The sequence below is a fragment of the Marinobacter sp. THAF197a genome (assembly GCF_009363275.1).
GTDB lineage: Bacteria > Pseudomonadota > Gammaproteobacteria > Pseudomonadales > Oleiphilaceae > Marinobacter.
In genome coordinates, this window is sequence record NZ_CP045324.1 from 630,257 (window position 1) to 650,253 (window position 19,997).

Annotated in this window: 16 protein-coding genes; 8 read left to right on the forward strand and 8 right to left on the reverse strand. The window is 53.8% G+C overall.

Features of this window, described 5'->3' with window-relative positions; genetic code table 11:
- Positions 1-294: 294 nt before the first annotated feature.
- The 5 genes from typA (at position 295) to FIV08_RS02950 (ending at position 6,335) form a co-directional block, all read left to right on the forward strand.
- Complete coding sequence (gene typA, locus FIV08_RS02930; RefSeq protein ID WP_072678372.1) at positions 295-2,106, forward strand: translational GTPase TypA; 1,812 nt, start codon at positions 295-297, stop codon at positions 2,104-2,106.
- A gap of 249 nt (positions 2,107-2,355) precedes the next feature.
- Complete coding sequence (pip, locus tag FIV08_RS02935; RefSeq protein WP_152437271.1) at positions 2,356-3,318, forward strand: prolyl aminopeptidase; 963 nt, start codon at positions 2,356-2,358, stop codon at positions 3,316-3,318.
- A gap of 106 nt (positions 3,319-3,424) precedes the next feature.
- The gene (gene dtd / locus FIV08_RS02940) at positions 3,425-3,880 is read left to right on the forward strand and encodes a D-aminoacyl-tRNA deacylase (RefSeq protein WP_152437272.1); all 456 of its coding nucleotides are present in this window, start codon (positions 3,425-3,427) and stop codon (positions 3,878-3,880) included.
- A 490-nt stretch (positions 3,881-4,370) separates the two neighbouring features.
- Positions 4,371-5,384, forward strand: a complete 1,014-nt coding sequence (locus tag FIV08_RS02945) for a porin (protein WP_152437273.1) — start codon at positions 4,371-4,373, stop codon at positions 5,382-5,384.
- Positions 5,385-5,477: 93 nt separating this feature from the next.
- Positions 5,478-6,335, forward strand: a complete 858-nt coding sequence (locus tag FIV08_RS02950; protein WP_058090037.1) for a CYTH domain-containing protein — start codon at positions 5,478-5,480, stop codon at positions 6,333-6,335.
- Positions 6,336-6,411: 76 nt separating this feature from the next.
- On the opposite strand, the gene FIV08_RS02955 is transcribed toward FIV08_RS02950, so the two are convergent.
- From FIV08_RS02955 to FIV08_RS02965, 3 genes are all read right to left on the reverse strand, one after another.
- Positions 6,412-7,140, reverse strand: coding sequence for a TorF family putative porin (locus FIV08_RS02955; RefSeq protein ID WP_058090038.1), 729 nt, complete (start codon positions 7,138-7,140; stop codon positions 6,412-6,414).
- A gap of 194 nt (positions 7,141-7,334) precedes the next feature.
- A complete protein-coding gene (mgtE, locus tag FIV08_RS02960) occupies positions 7,335-8,690 on the reverse strand; it encodes a magnesium transporter (protein WP_152437274.1) in 1,356 nt (451 codons plus the stop codon).
- Positions 8,691-8,698: 8 nt separating this feature from the next.
- Complete coding sequence (locus tag FIV08_RS02965; RefSeq protein ID WP_152437275.1) at positions 8,699-9,868, reverse strand: potassium channel protein; 1,170 nt, start codon at positions 9,866-9,868, stop codon at positions 8,699-8,701.
- Between the two features lie 80 nt (positions 9,869-9,948).
- Between FIV08_RS02965 and glnE the strand changes: the two genes are divergently transcribed.
- The 3 genes from glnE to FIV08_RS02980 all read left to right on the forward strand — a co-directional run bounded on the left by glnE (position 9,949) and on the right by FIV08_RS02980 (position 14,675).
- Positions 9,949-12,855, forward strand: coding sequence for a bifunctional [glutamate--ammonia ligase]-adenylyl-L-tyrosine phosphorylase/[glutamate--ammonia-ligase] adenylyltransferase (gene glnE / locus FIV08_RS02970; protein WP_152437276.1), 2,907 nt, complete (start codon positions 9,949-9,951; stop codon positions 12,853-12,855).
- 77 nt (positions 12,856-12,932) lie between these two features.
- Complete coding sequence (locus tag FIV08_RS02975; protein ID WP_152437277.1) at positions 12,933-13,856, forward strand: branched-chain amino acid transaminase; 924 nt, start codon at positions 12,933-12,935, stop codon at positions 13,854-13,856.
- Positions 13,857-13,955: 99 nt separating this feature from the next.
- Entirely contained in the window at positions 13,956-14,675 is a 720-nt protein-coding gene (locus FIV08_RS02980) for a 3-deoxy-D-manno-octulosonic acid kinase (protein ID WP_152437278.1), read from the forward strand.
- Here FIV08_RS02980 and FIV08_RS02985 read toward each other — a convergent pair.
- The 5 genes from FIV08_RS02985 to FIV08_RS03005 all read right to left on the reverse strand — a co-directional run bounded on the left by FIV08_RS02985 (position 14,665) and on the right by FIV08_RS03005 (position 19,980).
- Positions 14,665-15,771 (reverse strand): glycosyltransferase family 4 protein, encoded by a 1,107-nt coding sequence (locus FIV08_RS02985; RefSeq protein WP_152437279.1) that lies wholly within the window; start codon positions 15,769-15,771, stop codon positions 14,665-14,667. The two genes, FIV08_RS02980 and FIV08_RS02985, sit on opposite strands and share 11 nt — an antisense overlap.
- Positions 15,768-17,015, reverse strand: coding sequence for an O-antigen ligase family protein (locus FIV08_RS02990; protein ID WP_152437280.1), 1,248 nt, complete (start codon positions 17,013-17,015; stop codon positions 15,768-15,770). The genes FIV08_RS02985 and FIV08_RS02990 overlap by 4 nt, the downstream gene beginning before the upstream one ends.
- Positions 17,012-18,019 carry a WavE lipopolysaccharide synthesis family protein gene (locus FIV08_RS02995; protein WP_228715487.1) on the reverse strand — a complete coding sequence of 336 codons (1,008 nt, stop codon included), beginning with the start codon at positions 18,017-18,019 and terminating at the stop codon, positions 17,012-17,014. Before FIV08_RS02995 ends, FIV08_RS02990 begins: the two co-directional genes overlap by 4 nt.
- A 20-nt stretch (positions 18,020-18,039) precedes the next feature.
- On the reverse strand, positions 18,040-19,029 hold the full coding sequence (locus FIV08_RS03000; protein ID WP_228715488.1) for a hypothetical protein: 990 nt from the start codon (positions 19,027-19,029) through the stop codon (positions 18,040-18,042).
- Between the two features lie 87 nt (positions 19,030-19,116).
- On the reverse strand, positions 19,117-19,980 hold the full coding sequence (locus FIV08_RS03005) for an aminoglycoside phosphotransferase family protein (protein ID WP_152437283.1): 864 nt from the start codon (positions 19,978-19,980) through the stop codon (positions 19,117-19,119).
- Positions 19,981-19,997 lie beyond the last annotated feature (17 nt).

Genomic DNA, 19,997 nt, shown 5'->3' on the forward strand with positions numbered 1-19,997 from the left:
TTGGCTCTTACCTTTCAATTACGGCTGCACAAGGATAAGCAAGGGGCTTGCCAGTTTTTCGGTTTTGCGCCAGAACAGCGCAGCGGCAAGGCTTTGGGGCGATTCTGGCGCACCGGAGTGCAGCTTACAGGCATTGGTTGCACTGAATGTGTGCACTTTATTGGTGCATTGATTCTTATCCTGCCTGATAACGGTGCATTAGCCGATTGGTTACATATTAGGCACTATTCTTCATATTATCGACATGGACTTTTCTATATACTGCTCGCCGCTAAATTCTGCAGGATACCCGTTGTGATTGATAAGCTTAGAAACGTTGCCATTATTGCCCACGTTGACCACGGTAAAACCACCCTGGTTGACCAATTGTTGCGCCAGTCTGGAACTTTGGACCGTAAAGAGCTCGAAAACGAGCGCGTTATGGACTCCAACGACCAGGAAAAAGAGCGTGGCATCACCATTCTGGCGAAGAATACCGCGCTGAAATGGAAAGACTACGACATCAACATCGTGGACACCCCGGGGCACGCGGATTTTGGTGGCGAAGTTGAGCGAGTCATGAGCATGGTAGACAGTGTGCTGTTGGTGGTGGATTCCATTGATGGCCCGATGCCGCAGACCCGTTTTGTAACCCAGAAGGCGTTTGCCGCTGGCCTGCGCCCGATCGTGGTGGTTAACAAGATTGACCGCCCCGGCGCGCGCCCGGACTGGGTGGTGGATCAGGTATTTGACCTGTTCGATAACCTTGGTGCCACCGACGAGCAGTTGGACTTCCCGATTGTTTACGCCAGTGCCCTGAACGGCATTGCCGGCATGGAGCATGAAAACCTGGACGACAACATGGATGCCGTATTCCAGGCGATTGTCGACCATGTGCCCGCGCCTTCCGTAGATCTGGACGGCCCGTTCCAGATGCAGATTTCCCAGTTGGACTACAACAGCTTCCTGGGCGTGATCGGTATCGGCCGCATTATGCGTGGCAAGGTCAGAACCAACACTCCGGTGGTGGCTGTCGGTGCCGATGGCAAGAAGCGTAATGGTCGTATCCTGAAAATCATGGGCCACTCCGGTCTGCAGCGTGTGGAAGTTGAAGAAGCGCAGGCTGGCGACATTGTGTGCGTGAGTGGTCTGGATCAGCTGTACATCTCTGATACCTTATGCGATCCCGCCAATGTTGAGGCACTGCCGGCGCTGACCGTTGACGAACCCACGGTATCCATGACCTTCCAGGTCAACGATTCACCGTTTGCTGGCAAAGAAGGCAAGTACGTGACCAGCCGTAACATCAAGGAACGTCTGGAAAAAGAACTGCTGCACAACGTGGCGCTACGGGTAGAAGAAGGGGACTCTGCTGACAAGTTCAAGGTCTCCGGCCGGGGTGAGCTGCACCTGTCCGTATTGATCGAGAACATGCGCCGTGAGAACTTCGAGTTGGCCGTGGGCCGCCCGGAGGTTGTGATCAAGGAGATCGATGGCGTCAAGCAAGAGCCTTACGAGAACGTGATCATTGACATTGAAGAGCAGCACCAGGGTTCCATTATGGAACAGATGGGGCTGCGCAAGGGCGACATGACCAACATGATCCCGGACGGCAAGGGTCGTATTCGCCTGGAATACACCATTCCGGCCCGCGGCCTGATTGGTTTCCGGAATACCTTCCTGACCATGACATCGGGCACCGGTATTCTGACGTCTACCTTCAGCCACTACGGCCCGATCAAGCTGGGTGACGTAACCAGCCGCCAGAATGGTGTGATTGTCTCCATGGCCACTGGCACGGCGCTGACCTACTCCCTGGAAACCCTGCAGAGCCGTGGCAAGCTGTTCCTCGACCCGGGCCAGGAGATCTATGAAGGCCAGCTGTGTGGTATTCACAGTCGCGACAACGACTTGGTGGTTAACCCCACCAAGGGCAAGAAACTGGACAACATGCGTGCCTCTGGTAAAGACGAAGTGATCGGGCTGGTGCCGCCCATCAAGTTCACCCTGGAGCAGGCGCTGGAGTTCATTGACGACGACGAGCTGGTGGAAGTAACGCCCAAGTCGATCCGTCTGCGCAAGAAGCTTCTGACCGAGAACGAGCGTAAGCGCGCGGGTAAGAAGTAACAGACTTTTTGCCACAAAAGAACACGAAAGAAAGAAACTGATTGGCCACGGACACTCACTGACCCTCACGGACAAAAATGCTTTTGGCAGTTGTCCGTGTAATTCCGTGAGTGTCCGTGGCAAAAAAATAATCATTTTCTTTTAAGTTTTTTTCGTGTTCTTTCGTGGATTTCGTGGCAAAGCAATCCCTCCTTTATTGTCCCCACCCAACTCAGCTAGACTGCCGTTATCCCTGAAACGGAGTTCGTCATGCTGAGCCTGTATCCTGAAATTCAGCCATACGCTCGTCATCACCTTGCGGTGGAAGAGCCTCATGAGCTTTACCTGGAGGAGTCCGGCAATCCGGAGGGTATTCCTGTGTTAGTGGTGCATGGGGGCCCGGGTGGTGGTTGTGAGGATAATCACCGGCGATATTTTGATGCTGAACGCTTCCGGATCATTCTGATGGACCAGCGCGGGGCAGGGCGATCCACGCCGCTTGCGGAACTGGAAGGCAATAGCACAGACAAGCTGGTGGAGGACATGGAAACCGTTCGCCAGTTTCTGGGTATTGATCGCTGGCTGCTGTTTGGCGGCAGCTGGGGCTCCACCCTCAGCCTGGTGTATGCTCAGGCCTACCCGGAGCGGGTCACCGGGCTGGTACTCCGTGGCATTTTTCTGTGCCGGCCCAAGGATATCCATTGGTTCTATCAGGAAGGCGCCAGCCGCGTGTTTCCGGACTACTGGCAGGATTTCGTGTCACCCATCCCGGAAGTGGAGCGTGATGATCTGGTGCCGGCCTATTACCGCAGGCTGACCAGCCCCAACGAGCTTGAGCAGATTCAGGCGGCCAAGGCCTGGTCAGTCTGGGAAGGACGTTGCGCAACCCTGCATCCTAATCCCGGAGTGGTCGAGCGCTTCGCCCACCCCCATGTGGCGATTGCCCTGGCACGGATTGAGTGCCATTACTTCATGAACCAGGCGTTTTTGGCGGCTGACCAGATTGTGCGCAATGCATCAAGGCTGGCGGGGATTCCGGGGGTGATTGTTCACGGACGCTATGACATGGTTTGCCCTCTGGATAACGCCCTCGCGCTAAGCCAGGCTTGGCCCGAAGCGGGTCTGCGTATTATTCGCGATGCAGGGCATTCCGCGTCTGAACCTGCCATTGTCGATGCACTGATTCGGGCCGTTGAGGATGTGGTGTCACAAACTGACTCGCCCGCCGGGTGACTGGATTATCTTTTCTTGATCTGAGGGGTTGCGGCCGGTGTTGCGCGCCGATACACTCTCGACGTTTCTGATTTTTAACCCTCGAAGTTGTTGCTCAAGGGACTGAATGAAAGGACTTATCCAGCGAGTATCAGAAGCCAGCGTGACGGTTGACGGCCGGAAAATTGCCAGCATTGGCAAGGGGCTTTTGTTGCTGTTGGGTGTTGAAAGGGACGACTCACCGAGTGAGGCAAAGGAACTGTGCCGAAAAATTCTCTCCTATCGGGTTTTTCCAGACGAGCAAGGCCGCATGAACATTAACGTTCAGGATGCGGGCGGCTCCATCCTTGTTGTTCCCCAGTTTACCCTTGCGGCCGACACCAGTTCAGGCACCCGGCCGGGCTTTTCCCTGGCTGCTGCACCGGAACTGGCCGTCTCGTTGTATCGCGAGTTCCTGCTCAGTGCCCGTAACCAAATGGGGAGCGAGCGTGTGGAAGAGGGGGAGTTTGGCGCGGATATGAGTGTGGCGCTTATCAATGACGGGCCAGTCACCTTTTTGCTGGAGGTTGCGCAGAAACATTAATGCCCCGAAATGTTGCGCGTGCCATTTGCCTGCGCGTTTCTGGTGCCACATTGTCGGGTGTATGGTGTGAAGACGATGTCGTGAAACGGCTTGGCATGGTTTAACTATATGTTTTAGATTGGAAAAGTCTGTTTTGGCCTCGAGTTTGAGTGATCTGCGTATCGGAAAGCTGGCAAACTTTTGGGCATAAAGGGTTGCCTTGCAGGCACCAAAAAGGCTAAAAACCGGTTGTTAAAAATTTGCAAAAATACATTCACTGTATTAAAACAAGCTCATCACTAAGAGCTTTAAGAAAGGCTGTTAAGTGGTTGAGATGTAAGGCTCAGCTTGATGGCTTGAGTCATATAAAAAGAAAAAATGTCGTGTCCCGCAGGATATAAATGGGAGGCGATCAGGAGTCCGGCAAGCGCAGCCCAGGCTGTTTTGCCAGCAAAAATCGGGATTTAGAACCCGTCGAAAACCTGAGTTAACTCAAAAAGGAAGACGCAACATGAAAAAAACTATCCTTGCTTCTGCTATCGCAGCTGCAACTTTCTCTGGCGCTGCTCTGGCCCAGGAAAGCAACCTGCCGACCGTATACGGTAACATTCAGTATGTTCTGAACCACGACAATGTTGACGGTGGCGGTTCTTCTGTTGAGCATCGCGACAACGGTTCGACGCTCGGTGTGATGCATGACCATGAAATCGCTCCTGGTCTGACTGGTTTCTTCAAGGTCGAAATCGACCGTCTTGGCGCTGACGACATCAATAGTGCGAACGATCCAGAAGGTCGTTTCCGTATTGATGAAGCGTACATCGGTGTTAAGGGTGAGAACTTCGGCCAGCTCTGGGTTGGTACCGACGACACAATTTACGAGCTAGCCGTAACAGAGATTTCAGAATTTTACGAAGTCGCACTGCTGAACCAGGCGGTGAGTTATGACACAGGCGAGGGTGACATGGTTCAATACCTGTCTCCTAATTTCGGTGGATTGACTATCGGCGCCGCTGTCCAGGTCAACGGTGACGATGAGTTTGGCAAGAAGTCTTACCCATGGCAGCTGGCTGCTATGTACGAGGTTGATGCCCTTGAGCTGGCGTTCGCTGTTGACTCAAACGACGGTGGCCGCGCTTATAATCGCATAAGGACCGTTCCCAGCGAGAACAATGAGAATACCTACGGTCTGCGCGCCAGCTACAACCTGGACAATCTGCGTCTGACCGGTGAATTCCACACTCGTAAAGATGTGGCCGACACCTTTGGCGTGATGGGTATTTATACTCTTGGTAAGAATCAGTTTGCTCTTTCTTATGAGCTGACTCAGTACGACGACAATTTCAGCGACGCGCAGTTTGCTGACAAAGACATCGACACTGTGACACTACAAGCGCTGCACAACCTGTCTGACCACATGTATGTCTACTTCGAGGGCTACCTCGGTGGCGGCGATGACGGCGTATACGGCGTTGCTAACAAGAGTGAGCGTTCACTCGCTTCCGTTGGTGCTGTTTACTACTTCTGATCAGCAAACCTGCTAATCAAGTAGTCTCGAAAACCGGTGGCTCAGGTCACCGGTTTTTTTGTATTTTTAGGGGCCTGTTATTGGGAGTCTGCCATGGAAGTCGAACTTGAAATCAAACTGACTCTATCGGAACGGGCGCAGGCAAAAGCCCTCCAGTGGTTGCTTGCGCAGCCTGAGGCCAGTCGCGGTGGTCAGAAGGATTTGATGAATCGCTACTACGATACGCCGGACGCAGCGCTTAACAGGGCCAGGGCGGCACTTCGGGTGAGACAATCTGGAGATCGCTACATCCAGACTCTGAAAACTCAGGGCGAGTTTGTTGATGGTGCCCATCGCCGTCAGGAATGGGAATGGCCGCTGCCGGGGCCTGAGCTTGACCTGTCATTGCTTGAAGACACGCCATTAAAGCAAAAGCTGGATCTGCAGAAACTCCAAGTGGCCTTCGAAACCAACTTCTCCAGGCAGGTGGTGATGCTTGAAACTGCGGACGCACTTGTTGAAGTTGCCGTCGATTTTGGCGAGGTCGTCGGGGGTGGGAGGTCTCGTCCCTTGTGCGAGGTGGAGTTTGAGCTGAAGTCCGGAAACTCGTCACTGCTGTTGAGCTGGGCCAAGGCACTTGCTGTTGAGGTGCCGGTTTTACTGAACCTGATCAGTAAGGCGGAGCAGGGCTACTATCTTGCGGGTATTACCGGCAGAGAAACACGGGTGGCAGAAGATGGAGAGTGTGCGCGCGGGTTCCTGCGGGCGTTGAGTGACTCCTGGCTCACAGGGGCTGTGCTGGCATTGCCGGAAGACTGTTTCAGACAATTAACTCAGAAATCCACGGAGTCAGGATGTCATGCTACATGGCGCGAGGTAGAGGGCTTTCTGAAATCGGGATGCAACACCCGAGATCTGCTTGATCATGTGCCGCGCCTGGGTTTCCTCCAGTTGGCCTTGGCGGAAGGCTGACGGTGCACAGAAAAAAGGGGCCGGATAACCGACCCCTCTCTGCACTACTGCCTGTGTTATCCGGGCAGATAACGTGTCAGAACGATTTGGTCCAGCCTACCCAAACCTGCGGTTTGTCAGCGCGTGGGCTGCCGAAGGGAGAGTCGCTTTTGCTGATGTCCGCGTAATCGACGTTAAGGCTGAACTCGCCCAATTCGCTCGCATCCTTTGCAAGGCTGGCTGAGTAGTGTACGTAACTGGCATCTTCAAAGCCGGCCTTACCATCAACATCGAAATCATAGTAGCCAACGGTGAAAGACGCTGCGAAATCGTTCGCCAGTGGGAGCGAGGCAGAGCCGTAGTAGTAGATGTCGCCCTCATCGAAAACGTCTTCCTGGTTTTCGCTATGAGCAGTGTATGCTACACCGACGGCGAAGTTACCCAGCCCGATCTCGCCATAAATTTCACCGAAATCGATGTTTTCCGGGGCATCGGTGTAGGCGTAGTAGATGTAGCCGACATCATACGCGATGCCCTCCACGTCGCCCGCGAAGCCAAAGTAGAGATCCAGTTCGTGCGTGGCCTCGTCTCCAAAGTCTATCGTGGAAACCCATGTTCCGGCGTAAAGCCCGCTTGCGTCCTCGTAGTCAACGCCGCCCTGAATAGCGGAGGCACCTTCCGTCTGGGTGAGGCCCCGGAACATGTAGTTGCTCACGGCACCAATATTTGCAGACAATTCTGCGTGGGCGATACTTGGCACGGCCAGCGTCCCGAGCAGGGAAGCAGTGAGTACCGAAGCAGTCAGGTTGTATGCGTTGCGTTTCATCGGATACCTCTTGGATCGATTGTTTAACTCACGGTTGACTAAGCACAGTCGATGCCAATAAATGAAACTTATTATAAATCAAAGGCATCCGTGAATCCTCCGTTATTGCGGTTGCTGAGTTGTCCCAATGTGCACTAAGTCTGGGCGTCAGTTTTTGCGGCTGCACCAGATTGCACCACGGAGTGGTGCGTCAGCTATGGCAGGCTCAGAAGCGCTGTTGCCACGCTGAAGTAAATCAGCACGCCGCTGACGTCGGCAATGGTTGTTATCAGTGGCGTACTTGCCGTTGCCGGGTCGAACTTCAGCTTATCCAGCAGGAAAGGCAGCAGCATACCAATGAGGCTGCCCACCATCACCACAGCGATCATGGTAACCGCCACCACAAAGGCAATCTCCGGCCCGGCCCTCATAAAGCCAACCACCATTACGGCGGCAGCCATGGTGACACCCAGGGCACTGGCTACCAGGGTTTCTTTGCCCAGCAATTTGCCCCAGTCTGCGATTGTTACATCGCCGGTGGCCATACCCCGTACCATAAGCGTGGCTGACTGTGCCCCGGCATTACCGGCGCTGGCGACCAGAAGAGGCATAAAGAACAACAACGCAATGTGCTCGGAGATGATGTCTTCGAAGTAAGCGATGCCCGCGCCGGTGAAGATATTGGCAAATACAAGGATGACCAGCCATTGCACCCGTGAGCGGTAGAGCGAGAACGGTGTTGCATCCCTCAGGCCGGTTTCCAGTTTGCCCACCGTGGCCCCTTTGTGGATGTCTTCGGTGGCCTCTTCTTCCGCTACGTCCATGGCGTCATCGTAGGTGACAATGCCCACCAGCCGTTCGTCCTGATCCAGGATTGGCAGTGCCAGCAAGTCGTAGCGTGATATCAGTCGGGCCACTTCTTCCTGGGGAGTGTCGGTGCTGGCGGTCACCAGGCCCGTAGCAATCAGGTCATCCACCGGCGTGCCGGGCATCGCGGTAATCAGGTTCCGAAGGGAAACTGCACCCACCAGTTTGTGCTGGTTATCGATCACGTACGCCTGGTAGATGGTTTCTTTATCCGGCGCGGTGTTTCGGAGTAGGTTAATCGCCGCGCTGGCGGACATGCCGGTGCTGATCACCGCGTATTCCGAGCTCATCAGTGCGCCGGCGGTGCCTTCTTCAAAGCTTGCCAGGCGCCTAAGGTCTTCGCGCTCCTTGCTGGCGAGGGATTGGAACAGGGCGTGTTGACGGTTCTCATCCAGCAGGTTGAAGAAGTCGGCCCGTTCGTCCGAGGGCATGGCGGTTACTAGCTCAGCCAGGTCTTGGGTGGGCAAGAGCTCCGCGATCAACGTTTGGGTGTTGGGGCCGATATACCCGAATACCTTGGCGCTTTGTTCCGTTGTCAGGGCCCGGAGAAGGCGGACGCCTTCCTCGTTATCCGGATTTTCCTCAACAAACTCCGCGAGGTCGGCGGCATTGAAGGTGGCCGCCGCGGCCTGAATCTGCGCTTCGTCACCGGTGGCGATCGCCTCAAAGAGGGGTTGATAGAATTCGGAGTCCAGGTATGACATGCGTTACCTTACTCTTTTGGTGTCATGGTTTCGGCTGTCTGCTCGTTGTGATTGTGCAGGTCTCGCCACTGCTTGAGGAATTCCCTGTACCGGTCCAGGGCCTCCTCAACCACAGATACAGATGGGGTGTCGGTTGATCGGACCAGCACAATCAGTCCCTTGCCCTCGACCTCTTCATTGGTGGGAGGGTGGCAAATCACTTCATTGTCGTGATCGATATACGCCAGGGCGGTGCCTATGCCGTGGCGCACGAGTGCGCTGACAATGTCTGCCCAGACCAGGTCGTCCAACTCCAGATCATAGCGGTGAGGATGGTCGCGCTCGTAGTTGAACATGTCTTCCAGCACCTTCTCTGAGCCGGGTGCCACCACGGCGCGAACCATGATCTCCGGGTAGGTGCGCACCGGGCGGATGGTGGTGCGTACCCCAAGTGTTTTGAAACGGTCGCGATTGTGATCGCTCACGCATTCCACCGTTGTTCGGCCCCCCAGGTTGGATTCTACCAACCTGTGGGCGATATCGAAGGTCAGACTGTCTGAGAACGGATCGGATTCGTCTGCGGCGAGCACAATGATGTGTTTGGCACTGCCGGCATGCACCGCTTTCAGGGCTTCTGGATCGTTGCCCGCGCCATGAAAATGGACCATCCCGCAGTCGGACAGTTCTGCAGGTAATCCGCCCGGGAACTGACGGGTCAGTAGCATGATGGGTACCGTGTGGTATTCGGGTACCGAGCGGATCTGGGAGGCAAAGCGCATAAAGTACTGCTCGCCGCCACTTCGTGGGGTGTTAATGATTACGATGTGATCTTTCATGTTGTAAATCCAGCGTCCGGTCAGGATTCGTTCACGGCGGTAGAACCGGTATTCAATATAGTCGCTGACGATCAGTGTCAGCAGCGTGATGGCGCTGATAAACATCAGCAGGATGGTGCTCAGGCGGCCAACGGTGGTTTCTGGAGCGAAATCTCCGTAGCCCACGGTGACCAGTGTGGTCATGGTCATCCACACCGCCTCAAACAGCGTCAGAGGCTCTGCCGCCCAGATAATCAGTATCTGGGTGATGAGCAAGCAGCCCAATATGACAAAGAGCCGCCGCATTCGGCTGCGGATCAGGCCGCCCATGGGCAGGTGAGACTGCGTATGTTCGGGATTCAGCGGGCGGCGATTGCGCATCATAGAGTTGGCGTGCCTGTTCAGTCCTTGGCGAGTTCGTTATACAGTACCGGAAATATATCAGAGAGACAGGGGTTTGCGTTATGTCTGAGCCTTGGGGTTCATTGCCAGCGGAACTGGCCAACGATGTGTCAGGTTGTTGGGCTTCGATATTCCCGGACGGGATTCCAGGCTGGTTGACCGATGACGCAGACCTGACGGAGGCCGATATTGCCGAAGCCTTTGCCCGAAGCCTGTTCTTGCGGCAAACCATAGAGCGACATTCTGAGCAGATTCGCTCGGCGGTACAGGCACGGCCACTGCAAGAACCCACCACCGAATCCTGGCTGGCGGAGCGCTGGGCATCTTTCCTGGGCTCGGTGGATTCAGAACCAGCGCTGCACTCAGCTCTCAGGCAATTCCGGCGGGAGATCCAGTTCCGGATTATCTGGCGGGATCTGCTTAAGTGGGCCGACCTTCAGGAAACCATCGCCGCCACCAGTGCGTTCGCCGATACCTGTATTGATGGCGCGCTGGATTGGCTATACGAACAGGCTTGTGAAGAGTCCGGCACGCCCTGGGGCAAAGACCCGGTAACCGGCGAGGAAGCTCCCCAGAAAATGGTGGTGCTGGGTATGGGCAAACTCGGCGGCCGTGAACTGAACGTCTCTTCTGATATTGATCTTATCTTCGCCTTCCCGGGCAAGGGTGAAACGCGCGGTGGTCGGCGAGCCCTGGATAACCAGCAGTTTTTTATTCGTCTGGGGCAAAAACTGATCCAGGCGCTGGACCAGATCACCGCCGACGGGTTTGTGTTCCGTGTGGATATGCGCCTGCGCCCCTACGGCCAGAGCGGCGCCCTGGCCCTGAGTTTCGCAGCGCTGGAAACCTACTATCAGGACCAGGGCCGTGACTGGGAACGCTACGCGATGGTGAAAGCCCGGGTAGTGGCGGGCGACCAGCGGGCAGGGGAGGTGCTGATGAGTAGCCTTCGGCCCTTCGTTTACCGGAAGTATATTGATTTCAGTGCCTTTGAGTCGCTGCGCAATATGAAGGCAATGATCAGCCGGGAAGTGCGCCGCAAGGGGCTGGAAAACAACATCAAGCTGGGCAGTGGCGGCATCCGTGAAATCGAGTTTGTGGTGCAGGCGTTTCAGCTGATTCGGGGCGGCCGGGACCGGGAGCTGCAGCAGCGGGAACTGCAGGTGATCCTTAAAGAGCTGGAGGAGCTGGAACTACTGCCCTCCACCGTGGTTCGGGAGCTTCGGGATGCCTATGTGTTCCTGAGAAACCTGGAACATGCTCTTCAGGGCATGGAAGACAAGCAGACTCAGGAGCTGCCCGACGATGCACTCTCACTGGCTCGGATATCACGAATCATGGGTTACGGGGATTGGTCCGCCTGCCAGAAGGCCCTGACAGAGCATCGTGAGCGTGTGGCCACACATTTTTCCAATATCATTGCCTCGGAGGAAGAGGAGCAGGAGGGCGAAGCCGGCATTGAGGATGGCTGGTTCGAGCTTTGGCTGGCGGAAATGGAAGCGCCTGCTGCCGTGGAGTGGCTCTCTGAGCAGGGGTTCGAGCGCCCTGAAGACAGCGTCCAGAAACTGACGGACTTACGGGACAGCCGCACCGTGCAAACGCTGCAGACCCAGGGTCGAAGACGACTGAATGAATTCATGCCACTGTTGCTAAGCGCCCTGACAGGTGTAGAGAATCCCTCAGAAACACTTGAGCGGGTGCTTCAGCTTGTTGAGGCCATTCTGCGCCGCACCGCGTACATGGTGCTATTGTTGGAGAACCCAGGCGCCCTGACCCAGTTGGTACGCCTGTGCAGCGACAGCCCCTGGATCGCCAGCTTGCTGGCGGAAACCCCGTTGTTGCTGGACGAATTGCTGAACGCCGAAAGCCTGTACACGCCCCCCGCCAAGGAAGAGTTACAGGACGACCTGCGCCAGCAAATGCTGCGGATTCCCTATGAAGACCTGGAAGAGCAGATGGAATCGCTGCGGTATTTCAAAAAGGCCCATGTGCTGCGGGTAGCGGCATCCGAGATCAAAGGCACCCTGCCGTTGATGAAGGTGAGTGATTACCTCACCTGGATAGCCGAGGTGGTGCTGGACCACGTGGTGGATGTGGCGTTCGCAAACCTGGTGAGCCGGCACGGCTATCCGCGCAGGGCTGATGGCTCCGCCTGTGATACCGACTTCGCTATCATCGGCTATGGCAAGCTCGGCGGCATCGAATTGGGTTACACCTCAGATCTGGATCTGGTGTTTGTGCACCAGGCAGACCCGGAACTGGCCACCGACGGCGACAAGCCCATCGACAATGCCGTGTTCTATACCCGCCTCGGCCAGCGCATCGTCCACATCCTCAGCACTCAGACCCCGTCCGGCCAGTTGTACGAAGTGGATATGCGTCTGCGCCCTTCGGGCAATTCCGGGTTGCTGGTCAGCACCTTGCAGGCCTTTGAAAAATACCAGCGGAATGATGCCTGGACCTGGGAACACCAGGCCCTGGCGCGGGCCCGTGGGGTGGCGGGTTGCCCGGATACCCTGAAAGCCTTTGAAACCATTCGCCACAACATTCTTTGCCAGCCACGAGACAAGCAGGCACTGCGCAAGGAAGTGGTGGATATGCGGGAAAAAATGCGCGCCAATCTTGGTACGCCCGAGGCCCGGCGGGCAGAGGTGTTCCACATCAAGCATGACAACGGCGGTATTGTTGATATCGAGTTCCTGGTGCAATACCTGATGCTGGCCTGGAGTGCGGAGCACCCTGAGCTGACCCAGTGGAGTGACAACATCCGGCAGATGGAAGAGCTGGGTCGTGCCGGCGTCATGGCGGTGGAAGACACCGAAAAGCTCAGGGAGGTGTTCATAACCCTGAGGTCCACCATCCACCGGCGGGCCCTGCAGAACCTGAACAGCCAGGTGGAGGGAGACGCCTTTCCCGAGGAGCGGGCTTACATACAATCCATGTGGCAAAAAGTGATGCTCGCCGATTAAGCAACATTCAATTCCGGCAGAGAATCCTGCTAGAATGCCGGTTCCCCGAAAACCGCTTTTTTTAGGAGCAGAACAGAATGTCGATGGCTGACCGCGATGGCGTTATCTGGCTGGACGGAGAAATGGTTCCCTGGCGTGATGCCAAGACCCACGTCCTCACCCACACCCTGCATTACGGCCTGGGCTGTTTTGAAGGCGTGCGTGCGTACAACACCGCGAACGGCCCGGCGATTTTCCGCCTGAAAGAGCACACCGACCGCCTGTTCCGCTCCGCTCACATCCTGAACATGAAAATGCCGTTCAGCAAGGATGAGATCAACGAAGCCCAGCGTGCCGCGGTTCGTGAAAACGACCTGGACGAAGCCTACCTGCGCCCCATGGCGTTCCTGGGCTCCGAAGGCATGGGTCTGCGTGCCGACAACCTGAAAGTGCACGTAATGGTTGCCGCCTGGAGCTGGCCGTCTTACATGTCGCCAGAAGCCAAGGAGCTGGGCATCAAGGTGCGCACCTCCTCTTACACCCGCCACCACGTGAACATCACCATGTGCAAGGCGAAGGCCAACGGCAACTACATCAACTCCATGCTGGCCCTGAACGAAGCCATCTCCGGCGGCGCTGAAGAAGCCCTGCTGCTGGACAACGAAGGCTACGTGGCGGAAGGCTCCGGCGAGAACATCTTCATCGTTCGCAACGGTGAGCTGCACACCCCGGAACTGACCTCCTGTCTGGAAGGCATCACCCGCGCCACCATCATCGACTTCGCCAAAGACCTGGGCCTGCAGGTGAAAGAGCGTCGCATCACCCGTGACGAAGTCTACGTGGCCGAAGAAGCCTTCTTCACCGGCACCGCCGCCGAAGTACTGCCCATCCGCGAGCTGGATGGCCGCCAGATTGGTGAAGGCAAGCGCGGGCCGATCACCGAGAAGCTGCAGAGTATGTATTTTGATGCGGTTAAGGGGAAGTTGGCTGCGCATCAGGAATGGCTGACGGCAGTTCGCTAACCCGGAAATCGTGTTCGATCAGTGTAGAAGCCGCCCCAAGTTTCCCGTGGGGCGGCTTTTTTATTAGAGTTGTTGGTGAATGGCCTTGTGAGAGGTTGAGTGGTGGGCTCAGATACGGAAGTACACATAAAACGCGATGGCATCAACGCACTGGTGGTGCCTGAGTGGGCAGAACAGTTCGACCCTGGTTGGTTTGACCCTGATTATTGGGGAGAGCGCGCGGTGCCGGTTTCTTCGGGGGGGCGTGGGAGTGCCTGGTTTGTTGCGCGCAGCCCGGAACATTGGGTGCTTCGTCATTACCGTCGGGGAGGATTGATCGGAAAGCTGATACGTGATCTGTACCTTTACGCCGGCGAGGTGCGCGTGCGCGCGTTCGCTGAATTCCGACTGTTAGTCCAGCTCCGTGTTTTGGGGCTTCCTGTGCCTAAGCCGGTGGCTGTTATGTACCAGCGCAGGGGGTTGTTTTACTCCTCGACCATTATCATCGAGCGCTTGCAAGGCGTTCGCCCATTAGGGGACGTTGCTCTGTCACTGGACGAAGCCCGTTGGCGCGAAATCGGCCAGGTGATTCGTCAATTCCATGATGCCGGTGTGTATCATGCGGATTTGAACTGTTTCAATATCCTGGTCGGAGAGACTGCAATTCACCTGATAGATTTCGATAAAGGTGAGTTGCGTTCCCTAACCCCTTATCAGGCTTTCTGGAAAGGCAATACGGTAGATCGGTTGAAGCGTTCCCTGAATAAGGCTTATGGCGAAGAGCTGGAGCGTGAATGGCAGTTTTTCCTTGAGGGGTACAACGCCTCCACTAACGTTTGACGAGAGAGTTTAACAGATCTTCCATAGCCTGTTTTTGGTTCACCATTGAATACATTTGGCCAAGACTTGCCGCCGCCTGACTAGCTCGCTTTCCTACGTCAGGGTCTGTCAGCATGTTCTGCGCGGCTTTCCCCCACTCCTCCAGGTTGTAGCCACTGATTACCTCTGGCACCGAGTGATCCTGCATCAACTCAGCGACGCCGACGTTGTCACTTGCGATCGTAGGCACTCCACAGGACAACCCCTCCAGGACAACACGGCCGTATTCTTCCAGTAAGGCGGGGAATATGTGCAAATCCAGGGCATGAAACAATTCGTGAACGTTTGGTACCGGGTCAAGAAATCGAATCCGGGACTGCAAGTCGTGTGCAGATATTTGTTCGGCAAAACGAGTACTGTCTGATTTTCCCACGACAAGGAATTCAATCGGCAAAGATGTGTTTGCTGCAAGAAATCCGGCGACCTCCAGAAAGAAACGAACGTTTCGTTTGGTAAAGTCTCCGGAGGTGATCAGCCCAACAACCGTGGAGGTTTCCGGGATCTGCAACTCTCGGCGAGCTATTCTCCGTAACTCCTCTTTGCCCGATGTACTGAACAGACTGGTATCAACGCCCTGGTAGAAAACACGTAGCTTCTCTTTGGGTACTGAATATCGGCGATGGAAATCATCGGCCATAAGTTTGGAGTTGGCGATGAGTACCCGGTAATCTCCATCGGAGATAACGGAGTCGTGGAAGGCTGCTACATCAAGCTCCGGAGTGCCGCATTTTTCTTCATGCAACCTGACACAGTTGTGCATCACCAGGATGTCATTGCTGTGGCTGTCACCATGACTGAAAAAGAGGTCGTAGGGGTTTGCTCTCAGCCAGTGTTGTACACGCTTATCAAACCAGGTTCGGCGATAGGCCCCTTTGATTGGCCATCGCATGATGCGAACGAAATCCGCTCCACATTCATCCAGGATTTTTCGGTTATAGCGTTCTGCGATGACCGTAATGTCATAGCCCAACGCCTTGAGGTACTGGCAGTGTTCAATAACATTCCGAACAGCACCCGTGTACCTCTGAATTTGTCTGATAGCGATGACGGCTTTCAATTTAGACTCTTCCTATGAGTGTTATAGATGAACCACGCAGCAATAGCATAATACAAACCATAGTTCTGAATAACTCTCCTCTGATCAAACAGGGTGATTGTAAGCCCAAAGAAGATGAAGGATAGAAAAATCACAGCCAGCGTAACACGCAGAATATGGTGGTTCAGATGGCTGCCAGGGCGAGGTGTGGCCAGGTAGAACAAGGGAAGGGTCAGCATCAAGAGTAGAAGAAACAGACCTATCAGGCCGTGAGATGCAAGCTGATACAGGTATTGATTGTGAGGCTCGGAAGAAAAATCGGACATGAGTGGTTTTAGATGCCCTTCTGAAATCCGGGTAAGGATTTCGGTTCGGTATCCAGAGAAACCAGAACCAATAACAGGTGCCTCGGTAATCACATTCAATGCTGCATCCCACATGAGCAAGCGCATTCCCATGGAGGTGTACAACTGACCTTCTGAAAATTTATCCAGCTCACTCAGGGTTAGCTCATATCGTTCGGAGATAGGGTCAACATACTTGACTGAGACGATGGCAGCAGACGCGACGAGCGCGAGCGTAATGACGAAGTAGCGAATTTGGTTTCGAGTAACGCTGAACCAGAATCCAACAGCGAGGAGTGCCAGAAATAGTGCAACGAGGCCTCCCCGGGATCCGGACTCCATAAAGGCTATCAGTGCGCCAACACTTCCCGTCGCGGCTATCACATACCAGTGACGTTTGCTCTGGGTGAGTAATCCTCCAACGCAGAGTACCAAGGTAATTAGGGCGATATTGCCAAAATGGATGGCATGAACCAGTCCATCTAACCTGCCCTCGCCATCGTGCACAATCCAATACCCCAGAAACACCAGACCGCTCAGGGAAAAACTCAGTAACAGGTCTTTTGCCCGGAACCGCGCATGAAACAGGAGTGCGATGACAGGAATGCTGATCAAGAGCAGGGCATGTCGCTCGACACGGGATTTCGCGAAATCGCTGGGATCAACGAGCCAGTAAATAATGATTGACCACACAAAGAAGAGAAAAGGCGTGGCAACGAATAGCAGGGCTTTTGGTTCAAAGCAGAGTCTCTCTCTCACATTGGCGCTGATCGCAAATGAGACGATTCCCACGAGACCCAAAAGATACCAAAGGGCACTGCCGTACCCATCAACGATGACGCTGAGTGCAGGGAAAGTGCCAATGACGATAAGTAGTAAATATTTGAGGGTGGATGCCAGGCCACTTTGAACTGGGGTCATTTGATGCTGCCTGACTCACTGATGCGTCTGATTCTGTGGAGTTTGAAGAGGGTCTCCAGCTTGACAGGATGCACATGGACCAAGCGTTTCAGAAACAGGTTTGCCTTCACTGAAGCTGGTGCTTTAGGGAAGTCCGGGTCACAGTAACGGCGATAAATCTCTTGCCATTCCCAGTGTTGCCACTGGGCGCATTGCCCTTTGGTACGTGAGATTCGGGCGGTTCCGAGAAACTTCTGGCAAAGCCCCAAACCGAGCTCTGGAGGGGAGGCAATTATCAGATTGTTGGCGAAACACAGATCAGACTGGTTCATCTTGAGGGGCGATCTGTCAAGTAAGCCGTTGATATTTAATGATGAATCAAATTTCCTCAGGGCTTTTATCCAGAACATCTGGGTGCAATCGGGCGGATAATCTGTAAATAGAGTGTCCTCGCTATCACGAATCGGGTCCTGGGCGTCGTCAAAAAGGGCAAGATCCCAAAGGGTTCTCAGATCTTCGGTTAAGCCAAAATAGAAAAAGTCAGAGAGATGGAAGGGTACCCTGAATCCTTTAGCGTACTGTCTGGTGAATACGTTTGAGACGACAACTCTCTCTTTCAGAAAGCAATGCGTTGAGGTTCTTTTGGGGTATTCACGTTGCAGAGCTACGAAGTTGTTTCCCGTCAGATAGTTGTCACTACGTAATTTGACCGCGTATTTCGTGGTGACCTCTCTCAAGCCCTCACGTGTTGATACTATCTGCCTGTTATTGTTGAAGCGATGTGGCGCACCGTCCCTTCCAAAAAACCTGACGTTAGGCCCTGGGTCTTCGGAGATGATGAGCCGATCGTAATCGAGCCCAGCGAGTTCCTGGCCGGGCCATGTGGAGAGGATCAGCGTGCTACCAGGAAGATGTTGCCGAACTGACTCCAGGCATTTCTGGGTAATGCCTGGTTCTTGTTCACGGTCCTGAAAGCTCTGCACGGGGCCTTGGACAACCACGCTAATGTCAGAAAAGTCGCTCATTCTCATGCTCGTATCAGGTTTCAGATGCCAATATCAAAGCCAATAGACTCTTCAAGCATTTCTTTGAGGTCGTCGCTGTTGCGTTTGATATTTATTGCGTCACAGCTCTTGAAAGGGTTTGTTCGGGCGTAATCATTGATTACGATTCTTCGGCCATGCACCAGGCCAAAAATAATATCGTCGTAAGGAATATTTAGGCGCTCAAGTTGTTTGATGGTCGCTTCCCGAAAGCTTTCCTTCCGCGATGTAGTAATAATTATCTGGACCTTTCCAGATTTGTGAAGTTTGTTCAGGACCTGAATGTTCTTTGTTATGCCATTGGTTTCGCCCCAGTATGGTGAGTTGTACTGGGCCGAGTTCTCTACCAGAGTTCCATCAAGGTCTACGAAAAGCGTAGAGTATTGAGCCTTATATTGATTCCATTCGCGAATCGTTCCCCAGTCACAATAATCTTCACTATGCAGGGCGTTGAACGTATGGCCGTCCAGGAGCATCTGATAAATAATGTTAGAGATGTAAAGGTCGTGTGAGTCGCTGCTTAGCTTTTCATAAATGCTCATAAAGGTTTGGGCTGACTCAAAAACGTAGCCTCCCACACAGAATGTTGAGCTCACGATCTTTTTCTCAACAATATTTTGGACAAAACCATACTCGTCAATGTCTATATAGCTTTTGTTTCGTGCATTAACGGTTTCTAGCTCGTGGAGATCCAGGCAACAGACGTGGTTTCCCTCCTTAACGGGAGCAGAAAACTGGTTGTCAGAGTCTTTAATGAATATTGGACCGGTGATGCCCGCAGCCTTGAGCCCTTGATAAACCGTCTCGGGCTGGTTCCGTGTGCGTTCTTTCAGCATGATAAAACGAAGCTTGTCTCTGTAGCCAATTTCATCAAACTGGGTTTCAATCGCGACTCTCACGGAATGTTTATCTTCATGTTCCTGTAAGCAGATCAGGTTGATACTTTCAAATTTATCCAGGTCCAGTTTTTTGATCGCTTCAACAATCATCATGTGGCCCCTGGGGTGCGTAAGTAGCCATTTGGGTTTCATGTCTGGGAACCGTGATGAGCTGCCAGCAACTGGTAGAATTAGGTGCATTTAGTCCTCCAGAGTCTTCAGGGATGTTTGAATGAAGTTTAAAGTGGTTGTGTCGTTAGCGTACGGCAAAATTCTTAGAACGTTGACAGATTGGAGTAGGTTGTACTCTTTTCCGGAGATTCCGAGAGCTGAAAGCTTACGTTTTGCAAATATATCCAACTGCCGGAGGCCTTGGCAGACTCGAAGATGAGAGAATGGTTTTTTGGATTTGGTGAGAGACCAGCGAAGGTGTGTATCCTGCCGGAGCTTGACTAGGTCCATGATTGGGGAGTCGATGTAGCTGTCCAGGAAATCGAATAGGCCGATGCAATTACCATTGGCAGAAAAAACGATGTTGGACAGGGTAAAATCGCCGTGACACCAACCATGAGGAATATTAATTTCTTTTTTTGTTAATCGGTCTCGCAATTTATTCCCGAAGAGTTGGTCGATCTCTTGTTTTTGAGGCTCCCCTGAAATGTTGCGAGATATTTCATCCAGCTTTACCAAAGCCGATGTATTAACTGTTTGGTAGTCGGTTCGCAGGTTGTGATCGATGAAGCCTTCGATTGCTTTGATACTTTGCATTAACGCAGGCACGGAACAAACGCCAAGGAAGTCGATGAAGTTCAGGTAGGGTAGAAATTCCATTCGTGCGGAATAGAAGGCGGGATTGTCCGCTTCATCATAGAGTTCTGGGACTATTATGGCAGGGTTCTTAAGTGCATGTCGGAAGTTGTCTTGTTTGCGAATTTGTGCCTGGAGACGCGGAATATACGACGGGAGTGCGCATTCCTTTTCAACCATGATTCGCTGGTCATGAGTAAGCAGCCTTACGGTGCATCCCGAATTGCCAGAAATCTCAATTGAAGGCTGATGTGGCATTCCCGTTCCTTACCTTT